Source organism: Kitasatospora sp. GAS1066B, from assembly GCF_041262605.1.
Taxonomy (GTDB): domain Bacteria; phylum Actinomycetota; class Actinomycetes; order Streptomycetales; family Streptomycetaceae; genus Kitasatospora.
This window is the reverse complement of sequence record NZ_JBGCCO010000001.1, coordinates 117,029-142,200: the sequence shown is the minus strand read 5'-3', so window position 1 is coordinate 142,200 and position 25,172 is coordinate 117,029. Positions and strand designations below refer to the sequence as shown.

The following is a 25,172-nucleotide window of genomic DNA, read 5'->3' as shown; positions in this document are numbered from 1 at the left end:
AGATGACTTCCGCACCGCCCGAACGGCCGCCGACCGAGCAACTGCTGCCCGGCCAGCCCACGCTCGACCGGCCCACGCTCGACCAGCTCGCGCTCGACCGGCCCACAGCCGATCAGCCGACGGCTGATCACCTCATCGCCACAGCCGATCAGCTCACCATCGGTCAGCTCATGACCGCGATCTTCCGCTCCCCGACCGCACGTGTTCCGGCTTCCCCGAAGGTGGCCCTCTGATGGCAGACGAACAGAAGCTCCTCGACCACCTCAAGTGGATGACGGCCGAGCTGCGCAAGACCACCCGCAAGCTGCGCGAGGTCGAGGACGCCGAGCAGGAGCCCATCGCGATCGTGGCGATGACCTGCCGCCTGCCCGGCGGCGTGCGGTCGCCGGAGGACCTGTGGCGGCTGGTCGCCACCGGCGGGGACGCCATCACCCCGTTCCCGGCCGACCGGGGTTGGGACGTCGACGGCCTGTACCACCCGGACCCCGACCACCCCGGCACGGTCTACGCGACCGGCGGCGGCTTCCTGCACGACGCGGGGCGCTTCGACCCGGAGTTCTTCGGCATCAGCCCGCGCGAGGCGCTGGCGATGGACCCGCAGCAGCGCCTGCTGCTCGAGGCGTCCTGGGAGGTGTTCGAGCGGGCCGGCATCGACCCGGCCACGCTGCGCGGCAGCCGGACCGGCGTGTACGTCGGCGGCAGCTACCAGGGCTACGGCTCGGAGCTGAAGGAGGTGCCGGAGGGCGTCGAGGGCCGGCTGCTGACCGGCAACGCGACCAGCGTGCTCTCCGGCCGGATCGCCTACACCCTGGGCCTGGAGGGCCCGGCCGCCACTCTGGACACCGCCTGTTCCTCCTCGCTGGTGGCGCTGCACTGGGCGTGCCAGGCGCTGCGCCGCGGCGACTGCTCGCAGGCCCTGGTCGGCGGCGTCACCGTGATGGCCACCCCGGACGTCTTCATCGAGTTCAGCCGCCAGCGCGGCCTCTCGGCGGACGGCCGCTGCAAGTCCTTCGCGGCCGGCGCGGACGGCACGGGCTGGTCCGAGGGCGTCGCGATGCTGCTGGTCGAGCGTCTCTCCGACGCCCGCCGCCTCGGGCACCCGGTGCTCGCCGTGGTGCGCGGCAGCGCGGTCAACCAGGACGGCGCGAGCAACGGCCTGACCGCCCCCAACGGCCCGGCGCAGCAGCGGGTGATCCGCCAGGCCCTGGGCGACGCCCGGTTGACGGCCGACCAGGTCGACGTGGTCGAGGCGCACGGCACCGGCACCACGCTGGGCGACCCGATCGAGGCCCAGGCCCTGCTGGCCACCTACGGACGCGAGCGCGCCACCGAACAGCCGCTCTGGCTGGGCTCGTTGAAGTCGAACATCGGGCACACCCAGGCGGCGGCGGGTGTCGCCGGTGTGATCAAGATGGTCATGGCGATCCGGCACGGAGTGCTGCCGCAGACCCTGCACGTGGACGAGCCGACCCCGCACGTGGACTGGTCGGCGGGCGCCGTGGAGCTGCTCACCGAGGCCCGGGACTGGCCGCGGACGGGCGAGCCCCGGCGGGCCGCGGTCTCCTCCTTCGGCGTCAGCGGCACCAACGCGCACACCATCCTGGAGCAGGCGCCGGAGCCGGCCCCGGCCGAGGTCGCCGAGGAGCCGGCGGCGCCGGTCACCACCGCGGCCCCGGTGCTGACCGCGGTGGTGCCGTGGCTGCTGTCGGCGAAGAGCGCCGACGCGCTGCGCGCCCAGGCCGGACGGCTGCTGACCCAGCTGACCGCCGACACCGACGCCGACCTTGATCCGGCCGCCCTGGGTTACTCGTTGGCGACCACCCGCGCCGCACTGTCGCACCGCGCGGTGCTGGTCGCCGCCGAACTGGACGACTTCCGCCGCGAGCTGCGCGCGCTGGCGGCCGGCGAGACCACTGGTCAGCGGGTCGTGCGGGGCGAGGTCACCGACGGCCGGCTCGCCTTCCTGTTCACCGGGCAGGGCAGCCAGCGGGCTGGGATGGGCGCGGAGCTGTACAGCGCTTTCCCGGCGTTCGCGGCGGCCTATGACGAGGTCTGTGCGGAGCTGGATCGGCACCTGGAGAGGCCGCTGAAGGACGCCGACGCGCTGATCGACCAGACCGCGTACACGCAGCCGGCGCTGTTCGCGATCGAGGTGGCGCTGTTCCGCCTCGTCGAATCCTGGGGCCTGCGGCCGGACTTCCTGGCCGGGCACTCGATCGGTGAGCTGGCCGCCGCGCACGTCGCGGGCATCCTCTCGCTCGCCGACGCGGCCAAGCTGGTGGCGGCGCGTGGTCGTCTGATGCAGGCGCTGCCTTCGGGTGGTGCGATGGTGGCGGTGCAGGCGGCCGAGCAGGAGGTGCTGCCGCTGCTGGCGGGCCGCGAGCACGAGATCGGCATCGCCGCCGTCAACGGGACCACCTCTGTGGTGGTTTCGGGTACTGAGCAGGCCGTGTCGGAGGTCGCCGGACAGCTGGCGGAGCTGGGGCGCAAGACCAAGCGGCTCACGGTCAGCCATGCGTTCCACTCGCCGCTGATGGACCCGATGCTGGCCGAGTTCCGCGCCATCGCCGCCGAGTTGACGTTCAACGCGCCCAAGCTGCCGATCGTCTCCACGCTCGACCAGCAGGCCGACCTGACGTCCCCCGAGTACTGGGTGCGCCACGTCCGTGAGGCCGTCCGCTTCGCCGACGCCGTCGAGACCCTGGAGCGGGAAGGCGTCCGCACCTTCGTCGAGTTGGGCCCCGACGGCACCCTCTCCGCGATGGGCCAGGACTGCGCCACCGCCGAGGAAAGCGCTTTCGCGCCGACCCTGCGCGCCGATCGGCCCGAGGTGGAGACGCTGTTGACCGGCGTCGCCCGGGTCCAGGTGCGCGGCGGCGCGCTGGACCGGGAGGCACTCTTCGCAGGCCGCCCCGCTCGCCGGGTCGACCTGCCGACCTACGCCTTCCAGCACGACTGGTACTGGCTGGAGTCGGGTGGTGCGGGCACCCTGGCCGGGGCCGCCGCGGCCGATGCGACCGACGCGCAGTTCTGGGCAGCGGTTGAGCGCGAGGACGTCACGGAGCTGGCCGCGACGCTCGCGGTCGAGGACGGCGGCGCGCTCGGCGAGTTGCTGCCCGCCCTGTCGGCCTGGCGCCGGCAGAGCCGCGCTCAGTCCACGGTCGACGGCTGGCGCTACCGGATCAGCTGGCAGCCGCTCGCAGACGCCGCATCGGTTGCGCTGTCGGGCACTTGGCTGGTGGCGCTCCCGGCCGGGCAGCGCGACGAGGCGCTCGTCCAGGGCGTGGCGCGGCTGCTGACCGCGCGCGGCGCGACGGTCCGGCTGCTGGAACTGACCGGCGCCGAGCGCGGTTCCGTCACAACTCAGCTCAATGACAGTCTCTCTGACGGAACGTCGGTTTCCGGTGTGCTCTCCCTGCTCACGCTGGACGAAGCCACCTCCGTGGCCGGGACGCTGGCCCTGGTGCAGGCGCTCGGCGATGCCGCGATCGCGGCGCCGCTGTGGTGCGTGACCCGCGGCGCGGTCGCCACCGAGCGCGCGGAGCGGCTGACGAGCCCGGTGCAGGCCCAACTCTGGGGCCTGGGCCGGGTGGCCGCGCTGGAGCAGCCGGAGCGCTGGGGCGGTCTGATCGATCTCCCCGCAGCCCCGGACGACCGCGCGCTGTCGCTGCTGGCCGCCGTGCTGAGCGGCGTCGGCGGCGAGGACCAGCTCGCGGTGCGCTCCGCGGGCCTGCTCGCCCGCCGCCTGGTCCGCGCCCCGCGCGGCGCGGCGACCCCGTGGCGGCCGTCCGGCACGGTGCTGGTGACCGGTGGCACCGGGGCGCTGGGCGCCGAGGTGGCGCGCTGGCTGGCCCGCAACGGCGCCGAGCAGCTGCTGCTGGTCGGCCGGCGTGGCCCGGAAGCCCCGGGTGCGGCGGAACTGGTCGCCGAGCTGGCCGAGTTGGGTGCCACCGCGACCGTCGTGGCATGCGATGTGGCCGACCGCGCGGCGCTGGCCGAGCTGCTGGCGGCCCAGCCGGTCTCGGCCGTCTTCCACACCGCCGGCGTGCTCGACGACGGCGTGTTGGACGGCCTGACCGCCGAGCGGTTCGAGAGCGTGGCCCGTCCCAAGGTGGACGCCGCCCGCAACCTGCACGAACTCACCAGCGACCTGGGCGCGTTCGTCCTCTTCTCCTCCACCGCCGGCGTCATCGGAAACCCCGGTCAGGCCAACTACGCGGCCGCCAACGCCTACCTGGACGCGCTCGCCGAGCAGCGTCGCGCCGACGGCCTGCCGGCCACGTCGATCGCCTGGGGGCCGTGGAGTCGTGGCGGGATGGCCACCGACGGGGCCCTGGAGCAGCGGTTGCGCCGCGAGGGCGTGCCGCCGATGGCCCCGGCCCCGGCGATCTCCGCCCTGCAGCAGGCGTTGGAGAACGGCGACACCGCACTCGCGGTCGCCGACATCAGCTGGGACCTGCTGCTCGGCGGTGCCACCGGCAGCCGCCGCGCCACCATGCTGTTCGACGCGATCCCCGAGGCCCGCCAGGCCCTGGCGTCGGCCGGTGCCGCTTCCGGTGCCGAGCAGGAGGCGCAGCACGGTCCGCTGGCGCAGCGCCTGGCCGGCCTGGCCCCGACCGAGCGGGACCGCGCGCTGCTCGAAGCCGTCCGTACCGAGGTGGCGGCCGTGCTCGGCTATCCCGGGCCGGACGCGGTGGACGCGGCCCGAGCGTTCAAGGAACTGGGTTTCGACTCGCTGACCGCCGTCGAGCTGCGCAACCGCCTGAACGCCGTCACCGGCCTGAGCCTGCCGAGCACGCTGGTCTTCGACTACCCGACCTCGGCGGCGCTCGCCCAGTACCTGCGCACCGAGCTGTTCGGCCGGGAGGCCGCCGCCGAGTCGACCACCGCGCGCAGCGCGGCTGTGGCTGATGAGCCGATCGCGATCGTCGCGATGAGCTGCCGGTTCCCCGGCGGTGTCGGCTCGCCCGAGGAGCTGTGGCAGCTGCTCGCCTCCGGCGGCGACGCGATCTCCGGCTTCCCGACCGACCGCGGCTGGGACTTGGAAGCGCTTTCCGGCAGCGATGAGGCGCAGTCCTCGCACACCCGCGACGGTGGTTTCCTCTACGAGGTCGCGGAGTTCGATCCGACCTTCTTCGGTATCTCGCCGCGTGAGGCGCTGGCGATGGACCCGCAGCAGCGGCTGTTGCTCGAGACCTCCTGGGAGGCGTTCGAGCGGGCCGGCATCGACCCGGCCACGCTGCGCGGCAGCCAGGGCGGCGTCTTCGTCGGCACCAACGGCCAGGACTACCTCACCCTCGCCGCGACCTCGGCGGACGAGCTCTCGGGCCAGTTGGGCACCGGCACGGCGGCGAGCGTGGTCTCCGGCCGGCTCTCCTACACCTTCGGCCTGGAGGGCCCGGCCGTTACGGTCGACACCGCCTGCTCCTCCTCACTGGTCGCCCTGCACCTGGCCGCGCAGGCGCTGCGCAGCGGTGAGTGCACGATGGCGCTGGTCGGCGGGGTGACCGTGATGTCCACCCCCGGGGCGTTCGTGGAGTTCAGCCGCCAGGGCGGATTGGCCGCCGACGGGCGCTGCAAGCCGTTCGCGGGCGGCGCCGACGGTACGGGCTGGGGTGAGGGTGTCGGCATGCTGCTCGTGGAGCGGCTCTCCGAGGCTCAGCGCCTCGGGCACCCGGTGCTCGCGGTCGTGCGTGGAAGCGCTGTCAACCAGGACGGCGCTTCGAACGGTTTGACGGCCCCGAACGGACCGTCGCAGCAGCGGGTGATCCGGCAAGCGCTTTCCAACGCCGGCCTGACGGCGGACCAGGTCGACGCGGTCGAGGCGCACGGCACCGGCACCAAGCTGGGTGACCCGATCGAGGCCCAGGCTCTGCTGGCCACCTACGGGCAGGGCCGACCGGCCGACCGGCCGCTCTGGCTCGGCTCGATCAAGTCGAACATCGGTCACACCCAGGCCGCCGCTGGTGTCGCGGGCATCATCAAGATGGTGCTGGCGATGCGCAATGGTGTGCTGCCGCAGAGCCTGCACATCGACGAGCCGACCCCGCATGTGGACTGGTCGGCGGGCGCGGTCACGCTGCTGGCCGAGAACCAGGTGTGGCCGGAGACCGGGCGGCCGCGCCGGGCCGGCGTCTCCTCCTTCGGCATGAGCGGCACCAACGCCCACGTCGTCCTGGAGCAGGCACCGGCAGCCGCCGTGGCCGAGTCGGCTGACGCACCCAGCACCCTCGGCACCGTGCCGCTGCTGCTCTCCGCCCACACCGAGCCCGCGCTGCGTGCACAGGCGGAGCGGCTGCGCTCCTGGGCCGGCGACCGGCCGGACCCGGCCGGGTTGCTGGACCTGGCCTACTCGCTGGCGACAGGCCGGGCGGCGCTGGAGCACCGGGCCGTAGTGGTGACCAGCGGTAATGAGGGGTTCCTGGGGGGTCTTGAGGGGTTGGTCTCGGGTGACCCCGGTGCGACTGTGATCCGGGGCTCGGCCACGGGCGGCAGGTTCGCCTTCCTCTTCACCGGCCAGGGCAGTCAGCGGCTGGGCATGGGAGCTGAGTTGTACGAGACGTACCCGGTGTTCACCGAGGCTCTCGACGCCGTGTGCGCGGAGTTCGACGGGCACTTGGAGCGTCCGCTGCGGGAGGTGCTGTTCGAAGCCGGCGACGGCGAGCTGCTGAACCAGACCGCGTACACGCAGCCCGCCCTGTTCGCGATCGAGGTGGCGCTGTTCCGGCTGGTGGAGTCCTGGGGTCTGCGCCCCGACGTCCTGGCGGGTCACTCGATCGGTGAGCTGGCGGCCGCGCACGTGGCGGGTGTGTTCTCGCTGGGCGACGCCGCGAAGCTGGTGGCGGCGCGTGGTCGTCTGATGCAGGCGCTGCCGGCCGGTGGCGCGATGGTGGCGGTGCAGGCCGCCGAGACGGACGTGCTGCCGCTGCTGGCGGACCGGTCGGACGTCGGTATCGCCGCTGTCAACGGCCCGACCTCGGTGGTGCTTTCGGGTGCCGAGGTGGCTGTCCTGGAGGTGGCGGAGAAGCTGGCTGCCGAGGGCCGTAAGACGAAGCGGCTCACCGTGAGCCATGCGTTCCATTCGCCGCTGATGGACCCGATGCTGGCCGAGTTCCGGTCCATCGCCGCGGAGTTGACGTTCAACGCGCCGCAGCTCCCGATCGTCTCGACGCTCGACCAGTCCGCCGACCTGACATCCCCCGAGTACTGGGTGCGCCATGTCCGCGAGGCCGTGCGTTTCGCCGACGCGATCGTGACGCTGGAGCGCGAGGGCGTGCGCACCTTCGTGGAGCTGGGTCCGGACGGCACCCTCACCGCGCTGGCGCAGGAGTGCGCCACGGCCGAGGAAAGCGCTTTCACGCCGACCCTGCGGGCCAACCGCCCCGAGGCCCGGACGATCACGACCGCGCTCGCCCTGGCCCACGCGAACGGCGCGGCCGTCGACTGGCCGGCCTACTTCGCCGGCACCGGCGCCCACCGGATCGACCTGCCCACCTACGCCTTCCACCGCGAACGCTACTGGCCGACCCCGTCCGCCGACGCCCCGTCCGCCGGAGACCGCGGCCGGGACACCACGGACGACCGCTTCTGGGAGACCGTCGAGCGCGAGGACCTCGAAGCGCTGACCGCGACCCTGGGCCTGGACGGCGACCAGCCGCTCAGCTCGGTGCTGCCCGCGCTGTCGACCTGGCGTCGACAGAGTCGCACCCGCTCCACCGTGGACGGCTGGCGCTATCAGGTCGGTTGGCACCCCGTCACCGGCACGCCCGCCGCCGCGCTCACCGGCAGCTGGCTGCTCGTCACCGCGGCCGCCGACGCCGACTCCGAGCTCACCGCGGCCACCCGCGCCGCGCTGACCGGGCACGGCGCCGACGTCCGGCAGCTCACCGTCGGCACGGCGGACGCCGACCGCGCCACCCTCGCCGACCGGCTGCGCGCCGAACTCGCCGTGACCGGCCCGCTGGCCGGCGTCGTCTCGCTGCTCGCCCTCGACGAGACCCCGCACGCCGCGCACCCCGCGCTGCCCGCGGGCCTGGCGGCCACCGCGCTGCTGGTGCAGGCACTGGGCGACGTGGAGTCGGCGGCACCGCTCTGGTGCCTGACCCGTGGCGCGGTCGCCACCGACCGTGCCGACCGTCTGACCAACCCCGGGCAGGCACAAGTCTGGGGACTGGGCCGGGTGGTGGCGCTCGAGCACCCCGACCGCTGGGGCGGCCTGATCGACCTTCCCGAGCAGCTGGACGAGCGCGCCCAAGCCCTGCTGGTCGGCGCGCTCGCCACCGGTGACGGCGAAGACCAGCTCGCCGTGCGCCCCGCCGGCCTGCGCACCCGCCGGCTGGTCCGGGCGTCGCAGCCCGCGACCGGCACCGCCTGGCGCCCGCGCGGCACCGTGCTGGTCACGGGCGGCACCGGCGCGCTGGGCGCCCAGGTGGCCCGCTGGCTGGCCCGGGGCGGCGCCGAGCACCTGGTGCTCACCAGCCGGCGCGGCCCGCAGGCCCCCGGCGCGGCCGAGCTGCGCGAGGAACTCACCGCCCTGGGCGTCACCGTCACCATCGCGGCCTGCGACGTCGCCGACCGCGAGGCACTGGCGACGCTGCTCGGCTCGCTGGACCGCCCGCTCAGTGCGGTGGTGCACGCGGCCGGCGTGGTGGCCGACGCCAGCCTGATGGACAGTCAACTCGCCGACCTGGCAGCGGTGATCGCTGCCAAGGTGACCGGCGCGGTGCACCTGGACGCGCTGCTCGGCGACGCCGAGCTGGACGCCTTCGTGACCTTCTCCTCGATCGCCGGAGTCTGGGGCAGCGGCGGCCAGGCGGCCTACGCCGCCGCCAACGCCTTCCTGGACGCCCTGGTGGACGCTCGCCGAGCCCGCGGCCTGTCCGGCACCTCGGTGGCCTGGGGCCCCTGGGGCGAGGCCGGCATGGCGGCGGGCGAGGCGGCCGAGGAGCACCTGCGCCGGTTCGGCCTGCCGGTGATGGATCCCGCCGCCGCGCTGCTCGGCCTGCAACTGGCCCTGGACAGCGGGGCTGCCACGGGCGTGGTCGCCGACGTCGACTGGGCCCGCTTCGTGCCGTCCTTCACCGCCGCCCGGCCGCGCCCGCTGATCGGCGAACTGTCCGAGGTGCGGCAGGCGTTGGCTGCCGAGCAGGCCGCAGCCGCGCCGGTCGCCGACGGTCAGGAGGGCGGACTTCGGTCCAGGCTGGCCGAGTTGAGCGGCGTCGAGCGCGATCGCGCACTGCTGGAGCTGGTGCGCGGCCAGGTGGCCGACGTCCTCGGCTACGCCGGTGCGCACGCGGTGGAGCCCGCCCGGGCGTTCCGGGCGCTCGGCTTCGACTCGCTGACGGCGGTCGAGCTGCGCAACCGGCTCGCCGGGGCGGCCGGCCTCAAACTGCCTGCCAGCGCGGTCTTCGACTACCCCACGCCCGCGGCACTCGCCGAGCACCTGCGCGACGAGCTGTTCCCCGACCAGGCCCGCGAAGCCGCCCTGGACCCCCAGGAGGCCGAGTTGCGCCAGGCGCTGGCAGCCATTCCGCTGGCCCGGTTCCGCGAACTGGGGCTGCTGGAAACCCTGTTGAGCCTGGCCGATCCCGGTGCCGACAGCGTGCTCCCGGACAGCGGCGACGGGCTGGACCTGATCGACTCGCTCGACCTCGACAGCCTGATCGACATCGCTCTAGACAGCAACGATTCCTGACCCGTCCGAAGCGGAGCCCATGATGACCACGCCGAACGAAAAAGTCGTTGCCGCGCTTCGGGCCTCCATCAAGGAGACCGAGCGGCTGCGCCGGCAGAACCAGCAGCTGATCGCGGCTTCCAAGGAGCCGATCGCGATCGTCGCGATGAGCTGCCGCTTCCCCGGCGGCGTGGAGTCACCGGAGGCGCTGTGGCGGTTGGTCGCCGAGGGCGTGGACGCGATCGGCGAGTTCCCGGCCGACCGCGGCTGGCAGCTGGCCGACCTGTACGACGCGGACCCCGACCGCCAGGGCACCTTCTACGCCCGTGGCGGCGGGTTCCTGGCCGGCGCCGACCGGTTCGACCCGGCGTTCTTCGGCATCAGCCCGCGCGAGGCGCTGGCCATGGACCCGCAGCAGCGGCTGCTGCTCGAGACCTCCTGGGAGGCCTTCGAGCGGGCCGGTATCGACCCGGAGACGGTGCGCGGCAGCCGGACCGGCGTCTTCGTCGGGGCCTCCGCCTCCGGCTACGCGGGCGTGACCGACCAACTGCCGGACGGCGTCGAGGGCTACCTGCTGACCGGCAACGCGGCGGCGGTGGTCTCCGGCCGGGTCTCCTACACCTTCGGCTTCGAGGGGCCGGCCGTCACGGTCGACACCGCCTGCTCCTCCTCGCTGGTCTCGCTGCACCTGGCCGTCCAGGCGCTGCGCAACGGCGAGTGTTCGCTGGCGCTGGCCGGCGGCGTGACGGTGCTCGCCACCCCGGACGTGTTCGTCGAGTTCAGCCGGCAGCACGGCCTGGCCGCCGACGGCCGGTGCAAGGCCTTCGCCGCCGGGGCCGACGGCACCGGCTGGTCCGAGGGCGTCGGCATGCTGCTGGTCGAGCGGCTCTCCGACGCCCGCCGCAACGGGCACCCGATCCTCGCCGTCGTGCGCGGCTCGGCGGTCAACCAGGACGGTGCTTCGAACGGTCTGACGGCGCCGAACGGGCCGTCGCAGCAGCGGGTGATCCGGCAAGCGCTGTCCAACGCCCGGCTGACGGCCGATCAGGTCGACGCGGTGGAGGCGCACGGCACCGGCACCACGCTGGGCGACCCGATCGAGGCCCAGGCGCTGCTCGCCACCTACGGCCAGGAGCGGGCGGCCGAACGGCCGCTCTGGCTCGGCTCGCTCAAGTCCAACCTCGGTCACACCCAGGCGGCGGCGGGTGTCGCCGGTGTGATCAAGATGGTCATGGCGATGCGGCACGGCGTGCTGCCGAAGACGCTGCACGTGGACGAGCCGTCGCCCCATGTGGACTGGTCGGCGGGCGCGGTCTCGCTGCTGACCGAGACCACCGGGTGGCCGCAGACCGGCGAGCCGCGCCGGGTCGGCATCTCGGCGTTCGGCGTGAGCGGCACCAACGCGCACACCATCCTGGAGCAGGCGCCTTCGGCCGAGGCGGAGCCGGTGGCCGAGCCGGCGGCGTCGTCCTCGGTGCTGCCGGTGCTGCCGGTGGTGCTGTCGGGGCGGGACGCGGGTGCGCTGCGGGAGCAGGCCGAGCGGCTGCTGCCGGTCGTCGCGGACGCCGAACTGGTGGATGTGGCGCACTCGTTGGCGACGGGTCGGGCGGCGCTGGAGCGTCGTGCGGTGGTCGTGGCCGGCGAGCGCGAAGAACTGCTGAGCGGGCTGGCCGCGCTGGCGGCGGGGGAGCCGGCGGGCAACGTCGTCGAGAGCGCTGTCGTCGAGGGCCGGTCGGCGTTCCTCTTCACCGGGCAGGGCAGCCAGCGGGCTGGGATGGGCGCGGAGCTGTACAGCGCTTTCCCGGCGTTCGCGGCGGCCTATGACGAGGTCTGTGCGGAGTTGGACCGGCACCTGGAGAGGCCGCTCAAGGACGCCGACGCGCTGATCGACCAGACCGCGTACACGCAGCCGGCGCTGTTCGCGATCGAGGTGGCGCTGTTCCGCCTCGTCGAATCCTGGGGCCTGCGGCCCGACTTCCTGGCCGGGCACTCGATCGGTGAGCTGGCCGCCGCGCACGTCGCGGGCATCCTCTCGCTCGCCGACGCGGCCAAGCTGGTGGCGGCGCGCGGCCGCCTGATGCAGGCGCTGCCCGCCGGCGGTGCGATGGTGGCGGTGCAGGCGACCGAGCAGGAGGTGCTGCCGCTGCTGGCGGGCCGCGAGCACGAGATCGGCATCGCCGCCGTCAACGGGACCACCTCTGTGGTGGTTTCGGGTACTGAGCAGGCCGTGTCGGAGGTCGCCGGACAGCTGGCGGAGCTGGGGCGCAAGACCAAGCGGCTCACGGTCAGCCATGCGTTCCACTCGCCGCTGATGGACCCGATGCTGGCCGAGTTCCGCGCCATCGCCGCGGAGTTGACGTTCAACGCGCCGCAGCTGCCGATCGTCTCCACGCTCGACCAGTCCGCCGACCTGACGTCCCCCGAGTACTGGGTGCGCCACGTCCGTGAGGCCGTCCGCTTCGCCGACGCCGTCGAGACGCTGGAGCGGGAAGGCGTCCGCACCTTCGTCGAGTTGGGCCCGGACGGGGTGCTCTCGGCGATGGGCCAGGACTGTGCCACTGCCGAGGAAAGCGCTTTCACGCCTCTCCTGCGGGCCGGCCGCCCCGAGGCCCGCGCGCTGACCACCGCCCTGGCCCAGGGCTTCGCGCGCGGCCTGGCCGTGGACTGGTCGGCGGTCTTCGCCGGCACCGGCGCCCGCCGGATCGACCTGCCCACCTACCCGTTCCAGCGTCAGCGCTACTGGCTCGAAGGCGGCATCTCGACGGGCGACCCGGCTTCGCTCGGGCTCACCGCCGCCGGGCATCCGCTGCTCGGCGCGAGCGTCGAACTCCCGCACTGGGACGGCCTGGTGTTCACCGGCCGGCTCTCGGTGCAGACCCACCCGTGGCTGGCCGACCACGCCGTGCTGGGCTCGATCCTGCTGCCGGGGACCGCTTTCGTCGAGCTGGCGATCCGCACCGGCGACCAGGTGGGCTGCTCGGTGCTGGAGGAGCTGACCCTGGCGGCGCCGCTCGTGTTGCGCGAGCACGGCGGCGTCCAACTACGCCTGGCCCTGGGCGCGGTGGACGAGTCGGGCCGGCGACCGCTGAGCCTGCACTCCCGTCCGGAGGACGCCCCGGCGGAAGAGCCGTGGACCCGGCACGCCACCGGTGTGCTCGCACCGGGCACGGCTGCCGAGCCGTCGTTCGAGCTGACCGCCTGGCCGCCGGCCGGCGCGGACGCCGTCGACGTGACCGACCTGTACGAGCGGCTCAGCGCGGCCGGCTTCGGCTACGGGCCGCTCTTCCGCGGCCTGCGGGCGGCCTGGCGGCGAGCGGACGAGGTGTTCGCCGAGGTGGCGCTGCCCGAGGAGGCCCGCGACAGCGCGGCCGCCTTCGGCCTGCACCCCGCGCTGCTGGACGCCGCGCTGCACGCGGTGGGCATCGGCACCCTGCTGGACGACACCGGGCGCGGCCGGCTCCCGTTCTCCTGGAGCGGCGTCACCCTGCACGCCTCGGGCGCCGCCGTGCTGCGCGCCCGCCTGTCGCGCACCGGACCGGACGCGATCGCGCTGGAACTGGCCGACGAGACCGGTCAGCCGGTGGCCGCGGTCGATTCGCTGGTGCTGCGCGAGGTGTCCGAGGAGCAGGTGCGCGCCGCCGGTGGCGGGTTCACGGATTCGCTCTTCCGCGTGGCGTGGCAGCCACTCGCGGTCTCGACCGGGTCGGCCGGCGACTGGGCCGCGCTGGGCGCAGAGACGTTCGGTGCGCCGGCCTTCGCCGATTTGGCGGCGCTGGGTGCGGCGGTGGACGGCGGTCTGGCCGCGCCCGAGGTGGTCTTCCTCGCACTGGATGCGGGAACCGAGACTGACACTGCGTCAACTGTCCGATCTGTCCTGCACCGTGTGCTCGCGGTGGTCCAGGAGTGGCTGGCGGACGAGCGGTTCGTGGACTCCCGCCTGGTGCTGGTGACCCGAGGTGCGGTGGCCGCCGACGCGACTGGTCTCAACGACCTGGTGCACGCCCCGCTCTGGGGGTTGGTGCGCTCGGCACAGTCCGAGAACCCCGGCCGGTTCGTGCTGCTCGACCTTGACGCCGACGGTGCCTCCGGTGCCCTCCTGGCGGGCATGCTGGCGACCGACGAACCGGAACTCGCCGTCCGTGCGGGCGCCGTGCGGGTGCCCCGCCTGGCCCGCGCCACCGCTGCCGTCGACCCGGCGCCGGTCTTCGACGGTGACGGCGCGGTGCTGGTGACTGGCGCGTCCGGCACCCTGGGTGGTCTGGTGGCTCGCCACTTGGTGGCGGAGCACGGGGTGCGCAGCCTGCTGCTGGTCTCGCGGCGTGGTGTGGATGCGCCGGGTGCGGCCGAACTGGTGGCTGAGCTTGCTGAGTTGGGCGCCGTCGCGACGGTCGCCGCGTGTGACGTGGCTGACCGTGACGCGCTGGCCGAGCTGTTGGCGGCGCATCCGGTGTCGGCGGTGGTGCACACCGCCGGTGTGCTGGATGACGGAATCGTCTCCTCGCTCACTCCCGAGCGGCTCGACACCGTGCTGCGTCCGAAGCTGGACGCGGCGCTCAACCTGCACGAACTCACCAGCGACCTGAGCGCGTTCGTGCTCTTCTCGTCCGCCGCCGGCACCTTCGGCGGTCCGGGCCAGGGCAACTACGCCGCCGCCAACGTCTTCCTGGACGCCCTGGCCGAGCAGCGCCGGGCCCAGGGGCTCGCTGCTACTTCGCTCGCCTGGGGCCTGTGGGCCGAAGGCACCGGGATGGCCGCCGCGCTAGGGGACGGCGACGTCGACCGGATGGCGCGCTCCGGCGTCCAGGGGCTGGCCGCCGCCGAAGGCCTGGCGCTGTTCGACGCCGCCCTCGGCGCGGACACCGCGACCCTGATCCCGATGCGGCTGGACCTGGCGGGGCTGAGCAAGGCTGCGTTGGGTAAGGACGTAGGCCGGGAGATCGTGCCGCTGTTGCGCGGGCTGCTGCGGGCGCCCGCCCGCCGGGCCGCGCGCGCACTCCAAGCCGGCGGCTCCGAGCTGGCAACCCGCCTGCTGGCACTGCCTGCGGGCGAGCGCGAGGCCGCGCTGCTGGACCTGGTGCGCGCCCGGGTGGCGGCCGTGCTCGGCTACCCGGACGCGAGTGCCGTCGAGGGCAGCCGGGCGTTCAAGGAGCTGGGTTTCGACTCGCTGACCGCCGTCGAGCTGCGCAACGAGCTGAACGGTGTGACCGGCCTGCGGCTCCCGGCGACGCTGGTCTTCGACTACCCGAGCCCGCTCGCGCTGGCCGCCTTCCTGCGGGCCGAGCTGCTGGGCGACGAGGCCGAGACGGCCGTGGCAGGCCCGGTGTTCACGGCGGCGGACGACGAGCCGATCGCGATCGTCGGCATGGCCTGCCGCTACCCGGGCGGGGTGGCCTCGCCGGAGGACCTGTGGCGGCTGGTCTTCGAGGGTGAGGACGCGGTCTCCGGCTTCCCGACCGGCCGTGGCTGGGACCTGGACGGTCTCTACCACCCGGACCCGGACCACCAGGGCACCTCGTACGCCCGTGAAGGCGCTTTCCTGCACGACGCGGGCCTCTTCGACCCGTCCTTCTTCGGCATCTCGCCGCGCGAGGCGCTCGCCATGGACCCGCAGCAGCGGCTGCTGCTGGAGGTCTCCTGGGAGGCGTTCGAGCGCGCGGGCATCGACCCGGCCACCCTGCGCGGCAGCCGGACCGGCGTCTTCGCCGGCCTGATGTACCACGACTACACCAGCGGGATCAGCGAACTGCCCGAGGGCGTCGAGGGCTACCTGGGCACCGGCAACTCCGGCAGCATCGTGTCCGGACGCGTCGCCTACACCTTCGGCCTCGAGGGCCCGGCGGTCACGGTGGACACGGCCTGCTCCTCCTCGCTGGTCGCGCTGCACTGGGCGATCCAGGCGCTGCGGACCGGCGAGTGCACGATGGCGCTGGCCGGCGGCGTGGCCGTGATGGGGACGCCCGAGACCTTCGTCGACTTCAGCCGCCAGCGCGGCCTGGCCGCCGACGGCCGCTGCAAGTCCTTCGCCGCCGCCGCCGACGGCACCGGTTGGGGCGAGGGCGCGGGCATGCTGCTGGTCGAGCGGCTCTCCGACGCGCAGCGCCTCGGGCACCCGGTGCTCGCCGTGGTGCGCGGTTCGGCCGTCAACCAGGACGGCGCCAGCAACGGTCTGACCGCGCCGAACGGCCCGTCCCAGCAGCGGGTGATCCGGCAAGCGCTCTCCAGCGCGGGGCTGACACCCGCTGAGGTCGACGCGGTGGAGGCGCACGGCACCGGCACCACGCTGGGCGACCCGATCGAGGCCCAGGCCCTGCTCGCCACCTACGGCCGCGAGCGGGCACAGGACGAGCCCCTCTGGCTCGGCTCGATCAAGTCCAACATCGGGCACACCCAGGCCGCCGCCGGTGTCGCGGGCATCATCAAGATGGTGATGGCGATGCGCAACGGTGTGCTGCCGCGCACCCTGCACGTGGACCAGCCGTCGCCGACCATCGACTGGTCGTCCGGCGCGGTCGAGTTGCTGACCGAGGCGCGCCCCTGGCCGGTGACCGGCCGCCCGCGCCGCGCGGCGATCTCCTCCTTCGGCATCAGCGGCACCAACGCGCACACCGTCCTCGAGCAGGCCCCCGAGGCCGCCGAGCCGGCCCGGGCCGCCGCCGAGCCGGTGCGCACGACCGTGCTGCCCTGGCTGCTGTCAGCGAAGGACAGCGACGCGCTGCGGGCACAGGCCGCGCGGCTGCGCGCCTTCCTGGCGGATCGGCCGGAGACCGAACCGGTTGATGTGGCCTACTCGTTGGCGACGACCCGGGCCCAGCTGGAGCACCGCGCGGTGCTGGTCGCCGAGGACCGTGAGGAACTCCTGGGCGCGCTGGGCGCGTTGGCGGCGGGTGACGCGGCGGCCGGTGTGCTCCGGGGCACGGTGACGCCGGGCAAGCTCGCGTTCCTGTTCACGGGGCAGGGTAGCCAGCGGGCGGGGATGGGCGCCGAACTGTACAGCGCTTTCCCGGTGTTCGCGGCCGCCTACGACGCCGTGTGCGCGGAGCTGGACCCGCACCTGGAGATGCCGCTCAAGGACGCCGACACGCTGATCGACCAGACCGCGTACACCCAGCCCGCGCTCTTCGCGATCGAGGTGGCGCTGTTCCGGCTGGTCGAGTCCTGGGGCATCCGCCCGGACGTCCTGGTGGGTCACTCGATCGGCGAGCTGGCCGCCGCGCACGTGGCGGGCATCCTGTCACTCGCCGATGCTGCCAAACTGGTCGCGGCGCGTGGCCGCCTGATGCAGGCGCTGCCCTCGGGTGGCGCGATGGTGGCGGTGCAGGCGACCGAGGACGAGGTGCTGCCGCTGCTGGCGAGCCGCTCGGACGTCGGTGTCGCCGCCCTCAACGGGCCTGCCTCGGTGGTGCTTTCGGGCGCCGAGGCGGCCGTCCTGGAGATCACGGAGCAACTCGCGGCCGAGGGCCGCAAGACCAAGCGCCTCACCGTCAGCCACGCGTTCCACTCGCCGCTGATGGACCCGATGCTCGCCGAGTTCCGCGCGGTCGCCACGGAGTTGACCTTCAACGCGCCGAAGCTGCCGATCGTCTCCACGCTCGACCAGTCCGCCGACCTGACGTCCCCCGAGTACTGGGTGCGCCACGTCCGCGAGGCCGTCCGGTTCGCCGACGCGATCGCCACCCTGGAGGGCCAAGGCGTCCGCACCTTCGTCGAGTTGGGCCCGGACGGGGTGCTCTCGGCGATGGGCCAGGACTGTGCCACCGTTGAGGAAAGCGCTTTCGCGCCTGTGCTGCGCGCCGACCGCCCCGAGGCCCGCGCGCTGACCACCGCGCTCGCCGCGCTGCACACCCGTGGCGTGGCCGTGAACTGGACGGCGGTGTTCGCCGGCCGGGATGCCCGCCGGGTGGACCTGCCGACCTACGCATTCCAGCACGAGTGGTACTGGCTGGAGTCTGCGGCGCCGACCTCCGGCAGCACGGCGACCGACCCGGTGGACGCGGAGTTCTGGGACGCGGTGGAGCGCGGCGACCTGGACAGCCTCGCGGCGGCGCTCGCCGTCGAGGCCCGGAGCGAAGGGCCGCTGGGCTCGCTGCTGCCCGCTCTGTCGGCCTGGCGCCGGCAGCAGCGCGACCGCTCCACCGTGGACGGCTGGCGCTACCAGGCCGGTTGGCAGCCGATCGCCGACGCCGGCCATGGCGGCCCGGCGGGCCGCTGGCTGGTGGCGGTGCCGGTCGGCGCCGCCGAGGACGCCGCGGTGCTGGACACGTTGCGCCTGCTGACCGATCGCGGCGTCGCGGTGCAGCGGATCGACCTCACCGCGGCGGAGGCCGAGCGCGCCCCGCTCGCCGAGCGCCTGCGGCAGGCGGCCGGCGCCGACCCGGTGGCGGGCGTGCTCTCGCTGCTCGGATTGGACGAGGCGCTGGCCGTGGCCGGGACGCTCGCGCTGGTGCAGGCGCTGGGCGATGCCGCGATCGCGGCGCCGCTGTGGTGCGTGACGCGAGGTGCGGTCGCCACCGGGTCCGCCGAGCGGCTGGCGAACCCCGAGCAGGCCCAACTCTGGGGCCTGGGCCGGGTAGTGGCGCTGGAGCACCCCGACCGCTGGGGCGGTCTGATCGACCTCCCCGAGAACCTGGACGACCGTGCGCTGTCCCGCCTGGCCGGCGTGCTGGGCGGGGCCGGTGGTGAGGACCAGGTCGCCGTCCGCGCGTCCGGTGCCCTCGCTCGCCGCCTGCTGCGCGCCCCGCGCAGTGAGGCGGTCGCCTGGCAGCCGTCCGGCACGGTGCTGGTGACGGGTGGCACCGGGGCGTTGGGCGCCGAGGTGGCGCGCTGGCTGGCCCGCAACGGTGCCGAGCAGTTGCTGCTGGTCGGCCGACGCGGCCCGCAGGCCCCTGGTGCGGAGGAACTGGTCGCCGAGCTGGCCGAGTTGGGCGCGGCCGCGACCGTCGTGGCGTGCGACGTGGCCGACCGTGCGGCGCTGGCTGAGCTGCTGGCGGCCCACCAGGTCTCGGCTGTCTTCCACACCGCCGGCGTGCTCGACGACGGCGTGCTGGACGGCCAGACGGCCGAGCGGTTCGCTGTCGTGGCCCGTCCCAAGGTGGAAGCCGCCCGCAACCTGCACGAACTCACCAGCAGCCTGGGCGCGTTCGTGCTCTTCTCCTCGATCGCCGGTGTCGTCGGCAGCGCCGGTCAGGCCAACTACGCGGCCGCCAACGCCTATCTGGACGCGCTCGCCGAGCAGCGCCGCGCCGACGGCCTGCCCGCCACCTCGATCGCCTGGGGCCCCTGGGCACAGGGCGGCATGGCGGCCGACGAGGCGCTGGCCGAGCGTATGCGCCGCGGCGGCCTGCACACCATGGCACCGGAGTTGGGACTGGCCTTCCTGCACCGCGCGCTCTCCGTCGGGGACATTGCGGTGACCGCTGCCGACCTGGACTGGGCGCAGTTCGCCCCGGCCTTCGTCGCCGCCCGGCCCAGCCGCCTCTTCGACGGGCTGCCCGAGGCCCGCGCGGCGATCGAGGCGGCCACCCCCGACGCCATCGCCACCTCCGGTGGAGCCGGTGCGCTCGCGCAGCGCCTGGCCGCGCTGCCCGAGGTCGAGCAGCGGCGCGCGCTGCTCGACGTGGTGCGCGGCAACGTGGCGGCCGTGCTCGGCTACAGCAACCCGGAGTCCGTCGAGGTCGGCAAGGCGTTCCGCGAACTCGGCTTCGACTCGCTCACCGCCGTCGAGTTCCGCAACCTGCTGGGCACCGCGACCGGACTGGTGCTGCCCGCCACCCTGGTGTTCGACTACCCGACCACGGCCGCGCTGGCCGACCACCTGCGCGACGAGTTGCTCGGCGGGGTGGTGGCCACTCCGACCGCCGCCGCGCCGACCGCGGTGGATGATGAGCCGATCGCGATCGTTGCGATGAGCTGCCGCTTCCCCGGCGGTGTCGGCTCGCCCGAGGACCTCTGGCAACTGCTGGTCTCCGGCGGCGACGCGATCTCCGGATTCCCGACGGACCGCGGCTGGGACCTGGCGTCGCTGTTCGACACCGACACCGACGAGGCACACTCCTCGCACACCCGCAGCGCCGGATTCCTCTACGAGGTCGCGGAGTTCGACCCGACCTTCTTCGGCATCTCGCCGCGTGAGGCGCTGGCGATGGACCCGCAGCAGCGGCTGTTGCTCGAGACCTCCTGGGAGGCGTTCGAGCGGGCCGGCATCGACCCGGCCACGCTGCGCGGCAGCCGGGCCGGCGTCTTCGTCGGCACCAACGGCCAGGACTACCTCCAGCTGGCCATGGACGCCTCCGACGACCTCGCGGGCTTCCTCGGCACCGGCAACGCCGCCAGCGTGGTCTCCGGCCGGCTCTCCTACACCTTCGGCCTGGAGGGCCCGGCGGTCACGGTCGACACCGCCTGTTCTTCCTCGCTGGTCGCCCTGCACATGGCGGCGCAGGCGCTGCGCAGCGGTGAGTGCACGATGGCGCTGGCCGGTGGTGTGACGGTGATGTCCTCGCCGGGTGCCTTCGTCGAGTTCAGTCGCCAGGGCGGACTGGCCGCCGACGGGCGTTGCAAGCCGTTCGCGGGCGGCGCGGACGGTACGGGCTGGGGTGAGGGTGTCGGCATGCTGCTCGTGGAGCGGCTCTCCGAGGCTCAGCGCCTCGGGCACCCGGTGCTGGCGGTCGTGCGTGGAAGCGCCGTCAACCAGGACGGAGCCAGCAACGGTCTGACCGCCCCGAACGGTCCCTCGCAGCAGCGGGTGATCCGGCAAGCGCTTTCCAACGCAGGCCTGACGGCGGACCAGGTCGACGCGGTCGAGGCGCACGGCACGGGCACCAAGCTGGGTGACCCGATCGAGGCCCAGGCTCTGCTGGCCACCTACGGGCAGGACCGGGCGGTCGACCGGCCGCTCTGGCTCGGCTCGATCAAGTCGAACATCGGTCACACTCAGGCCGCCGCTGGTGTCGCGGGCATCATCAAGATGGTGCTGGCGATGCGCCATGGTGTGCTGCCGCAGAGCCTGCACATCGACGAGCCGACTCCGCATGTGGACTGGTCGGCGGGTGCGGTGGCGCTGCTCGCGGAGAACCAGGTGTGGCCGGAGACTGGTCGGCCGCGCCGGGCCGGCGTCTCCTCCTTCGGTCTCAGCGGTACCAACGCCCACGTCGTCCTGGAGCAGGCCCCCGCCGCCGCTGTGGACGCGGTGGCCGAGCCGGCGGCCCCGGCCCCGGCGGCCCTCCCGCTGGTGATCTCCGCACGCACCGAGCCGGCGCTGCGGGCGCAGGCGGAGCGGCTGCGCACCTTCCTGGCGGACCGGCCGGAGACCGAACCGGTCGATGTGGCCTACTCGTTGGCGACCAGCCGGGCCCAGCTGGAGCACCGCGCGGTGCTGGTCGCCGAGGACCGCGAGGAAGTCCTGAACACGCTCGGCGCGTTGGCGTCGGGCGACGCGGCCACCGGTGCGGTCCGGGGCACGGGGACGCCGGGCAAGCTCGCGTTCCTCTTCACCGGCCAGGGCAGCCAGCGACTCGGCATGGGCGCCGAACTGTACAGCGCTTTCCCGACGTTCGCGGCGGCCTACGACGCGGTCTGCGCGGAGCTGGACCGGCACCTGGAGACGCCGCTGAAGGACGCCGACGCGCTGATCGACCAGACCGCGTACACGCAGCCCGCCCTGTTCGCGATCGAGGTGGCCCTGTTCCGGCTGGTGGAGTCCTGGGGTCTGCGCCCCGATGTCCTGGCGGGTCACTCGATCGGTGAGCTGGCGGCCGCGCATGTGGCGGGTGTGTTCTCGCTGGGCGATGCGGCCCGGCTGGTGGCGGCGCGTGGTCGTCTGATGCAGGCGCTGCCCTCGGGTGGCGCGATGGTGGCGGTGCAGGTCGCCGAGACGGACGTGCTGCCGTTCCTCGCGGACCGCTCGGACGTCGGTATCGCCGCTGTCAACGGTCCGACCTCGGTGGTGCTTTCGGGTGCTGAGGCGGCTGTCCTGGAGGTGGCGGAGAAGCTGGCCGCCGAGGGCCGTAAGACGAAGCGCCTCACCGTGAGCCACGCATTCCACTCGCCGCTGATGGACCCGATGCTCGCCGAGTTCCGGTCCATCGCCGCGGAGTTGACGTTCAACGCGCCGCAGCTGCCGATCGTCTCCACGCTCGACCAGTCCGCCGACCTGACGTCCCCCGAGTACTGGGTGCGCCACGTCCGCGAGGCCGTGCGTTTCGCCGACGCGATCGTGACGCTGGAGCGCGAGGGCGTGCGCACCTTCGTGGAGCTGGGTCCGGACGGCACCCTCACCGCGCTGGCCCAGGAGTGCGCCACGGCCGAGGAAAGCGCCTTCACACCGACCCTGCGGGCCAACCGCCCCGAGGCCCGGACGATCACCACCGCGCTCGCCCTGGCCCACGCGAACGGGGCGGCCGTCGACTGGCCGGCCTACTTCGCCGGCACCGGCGCCCACCGGATCGACCTGCCCACCTACGCCTTCCAGCGCGAACGCTACTGGGTGCAGCCTGCCCTGACCGCTGCCGCCGGCGCGGATGTCGCCTCGGCCGGTCTGGCCTCCGCCGAGCACCCGCTGCTGGGTGCGGCCGTCGAACTGCCCGACTCCGACGGGTTCCTGTTCACCGGCCGGCTCGCCCTGCGCACCCACCCCTGGCTGGCCGACCACGCGGTGGGCGACACCGTGGTGCTGCCGGGGGCGGCGTTCGTCGAGCTTGCCATCCGGGCCGGCGACCAGGTGGGTTGCGACCTGGTCGAGGAACTGACGGTGGAGGTGCCGCTGGTGCTGCCCGAGGAGGCCGCGCTTCAGCTGCAGCTGGTCGTCGGCGGTCCGGACAGCGCGGGCCGCCGGTCGCTGAACCTCTACGGGCGACCCGACGAGGCGGCGCCGGCCGCGCCGTGGACCCGGCACGCGAGCGGCACCCTGGCCAGCGCCACTGCCACCGCCACCGCCACCCTCGCCACGCCGCTCGACCCGGCCGCCGCGTGGCCGCCGGCCGGGGCCGTCGAGCTGCCGGTCGAAGGCCGCTACGAGCGGCTGGCGCTGGCCGGTCTGTGCTACGGGCCCGCGTTCCAGGGCCTGCGCAAGGCCTGGCAGCACGAGGACGCGATCTACGCGACCGTCCAGCTGCCGGAGGAGCTGCAGCCGCAGGCGGGCGCCTACGGCCTGCACCCGGCGCTGCTTGACGCCGCCTTGCAGGCCTTGGCGCTCACCCCCGCACCGGGTACGGCCGACCCGGCCCGGGACGAGCCGCAGAGCCGGCACCCGTTCGCCTGGCGCGGCCTCGCCCTGCACGCCGCCGGCGCCTCGGCGCTGCGGGTGCGGCTCACGCCCACGGGTACGGATGCGGTGTCGCTGACCGTGGCGGACAGCTCGGGTGCGCCGGTCGCCTCGGTGGACTCGCTGGAACTGCGCCCGGTTTCGGCCGAGCAGCTCAGCCGGGGCACGGCGGCCGGTCGGCACGACGCGCTCTTCCGGGTCGACTGGACGCCGCTGCCGCATCTGCAGTCGCAGTCGCAGTCGGCGCCGGCCGCGACCCGTCGCGCCACGAGCTGGGCGGTGCTCGGCGCCGACCAGCTCAAGATCGGGGCGACGCTCGAACTGACCGGTGAGCAGACCGAGTTCTACGCCGACCTGGCCGAGCTGAGCGCAGCCGTCGCAGCCGGCCGGCCCGCACCGGACGCCGTCGTGGCGGCCTTCCCAGCGGCGTTCCCCGCAGCCTTCCCGGTAGCGCCGGGCGACAGCGGGAAGCTCGCGGCCGAGGTCCACGCGGCGACCCAACAGGCCCTCGGCCTGGTGCAGGGCGTGCTCGCCGACGACCGGCTCGCCGCGTCCCGCCTGGTGCTGGTGACCAGCGGCGCGGTGGCGGCCGGCTCCGGTGACGGGGCGATCGACCTGGTCCACGCCCCGATCTGGGGCCTGGTGCGGGCCGCCCGGCTCGAGAACCAGGACCGCTTCGTGCTGGTGGACCTGGACGACGACGAGGAGTCCCGCCGCCTGCTGCCGCTCGCGGTCGCCGGCGGCGAGCACGAGTTCGCGCTGCGCGCGGGCACCGTGCGGGTGCCCAGGCTGGCCCGGGTCGCCCGTCCGGCCGCGAGCGACGAACAGCTGCCCACAGCAGGCGAGTTGAACCCCGAGGGCACGGTGCTGATCACCGGCGCCACCGGCGGACTCGGTGCGCTGCTCGCCCGCCACCTGGTGACCGAGCGCGGCGTCCGCCACCTGCTGCTGGCCGGTCGGCGTGGCCTCGCCGCCGAGGGTGCGGCCGAACTGGTCGCCGAACTGGGTGACTTGGGCGCCGAGGTGACGATGGCGGCCTGTGACGTGGCCGACCGCGAGGAGCTGGCCGAGCTGCTGGCCCAGGTGCCCGCCGAGCATCCGCTGACGGCCGTGGTGCACACCGCCGCCGTGCTGGACGACGGCGTGATCGGCGGGCTCACCCCCGAGCGGGTCGAGCGGGTGCTGCGCCCCAAGGTGGACGCGGCGGTGCACCTGCACGAACTCACCGCGCACCTGGACCTGGACGCGTTCGTGCTCTTCTCGGCCGCCGCCGGCACGCTGGGCGGCGCGGGGCTGGGCAGCTACGGTGCGGCCAACGTCTTCCTGGACGCACTCGCCCGCCACCGCCACGCCCAGGGCCTGGCCGCGGTCTCGCTGGTCTGGGGCATGTGGGCCGAACGGCGGGGCATGGCAGGCCGGTTGAGCGAGGTGGACCTGGCCAGGTCGGCGCGCGGCGGGGTGCTCCCGATGACCGCCGAGCAGGGACTGGCCCTCTTCGACGACGCCCTCGCGGTCAGCGGCGAGCCGGTGCTGGTGCCGATGCACCTGGACCTGCGGGCGCTGCGTGCGCTGGCGACGGTGCCTGACGCGTTGCCCGGGCCGTTCCAGGGTCTGGTCCGCATGCCGGCCCGTCGTGCGGTCGCGAGCGCGGCCCCGGCCGAGGTCGAGCAGGCCACGCTGGCACAGAAGTTGGCCGGCCTGTCGACGACCGAGCAGCGACGACTGGTGCTCGATCTGGTGCGTGGCGATGTGGTGGCCGTGCTCGGCTACACCTCGGTGGAGCTGGTCGGTGCCGGGCAGGCCTTCCGCGAGCTGGGCTTCGACTCGTTGACCGCCGTCGAGTTGCGCAACCGGCTGACCGAGGCCACCGGGCTGCGGCTGCCCGCGACCCTGGTCTTCGACCACCCGACGCCCACCCTGCTGGCCGAGTTCCTGCTGGCCGAGCTGGCTCCGGCCGGCGAGCCGGCGGCGCCCCAACTCCTCGAGGAGCTCGACCGGCTGGAGGCGGCAGTCGCCTCGCTCAGCGCGGACGAGCACACCGCCGTCGCCCCTGACGACGCCGCCCACGCACAGATCGCGGTCCGCCTGCAGACCCTGCTGGCGAGCTGGAACGCCGCTCGCGGCGCCGACGAGAGCGCGGACGCGGCGGGCATCGACGAGGCCAGCGACGACGAGATCTTCGACTACATCGACAAGAAGTTCGGCAGGGGCTGAGCGGCGTGCCCGCCGTGCTCCGCACCCCCA

Annotated in this window: 3 protein-coding genes; all 3 read left to right on the top strand. The window is 74.1% G+C overall.

The genetic code is table 11. The features are described 5' to 3' along the window. Window positions 1-2 precede the first annotated feature (2 nt). From ABH937_RS00510 to ABH937_RS00500, 3 genes are read left to right on the top strand one after another with little or no spacing between them, the layout of a single operon-like run. The gene (locus tag ABH937_RS00510; RefSeq protein WP_280694293.1) at window positions 3-233 is read left to right on the top strand and encodes a hypothetical protein; all 231 of its coding nucleotides are present in this window, start codon (window positions 3-5) and stop codon (window positions 231-233) included. Beyond that, window positions 233-9,694 (top strand): type I polyketide synthase, encoded by a 9,462-nt coding sequence (locus ABH937_RS00505; protein ID WP_370216733.1) that lies wholly within the window; start codon window positions 233-235, stop codon window positions 9,692-9,694. The genes ABH937_RS00510 and ABH937_RS00505 overlap by 1 nt, the downstream gene beginning before the upstream one ends. Next, the gene (locus tag ABH937_RS00500; protein ID WP_370216854.1) at window positions 9,687-25,142 is read left to right on the top strand and encodes a type I polyketide synthase; all 15,456 of its coding nucleotides are present in this window, start codon (window positions 9,687-9,689) and stop codon (window positions 25,140-25,142) included. The genes ABH937_RS00505 and ABH937_RS00500 overlap by 8 nt, the downstream gene beginning before the upstream one ends. Window positions 25,143-25,172: the final 30 nt, after the last annotated feature.

What these genes read in the sequence shown, in the direction of transcription:
- ABH937_RS00510 (WP_280694293.1), top strand. Translation starts at nt 3, where the DNA reads ATGACTTCCGCACCGCCCGAACGGCCGCCGACCGAGCAACTGCTGCCC.
- ABH937_RS00505 (WP_370216733.1), top strand. Translation starts at nt 233, where the DNA reads ATGGCAGACGAACAGAAGCTCCTCGACCACCTCAAGTGGATGACGGCC.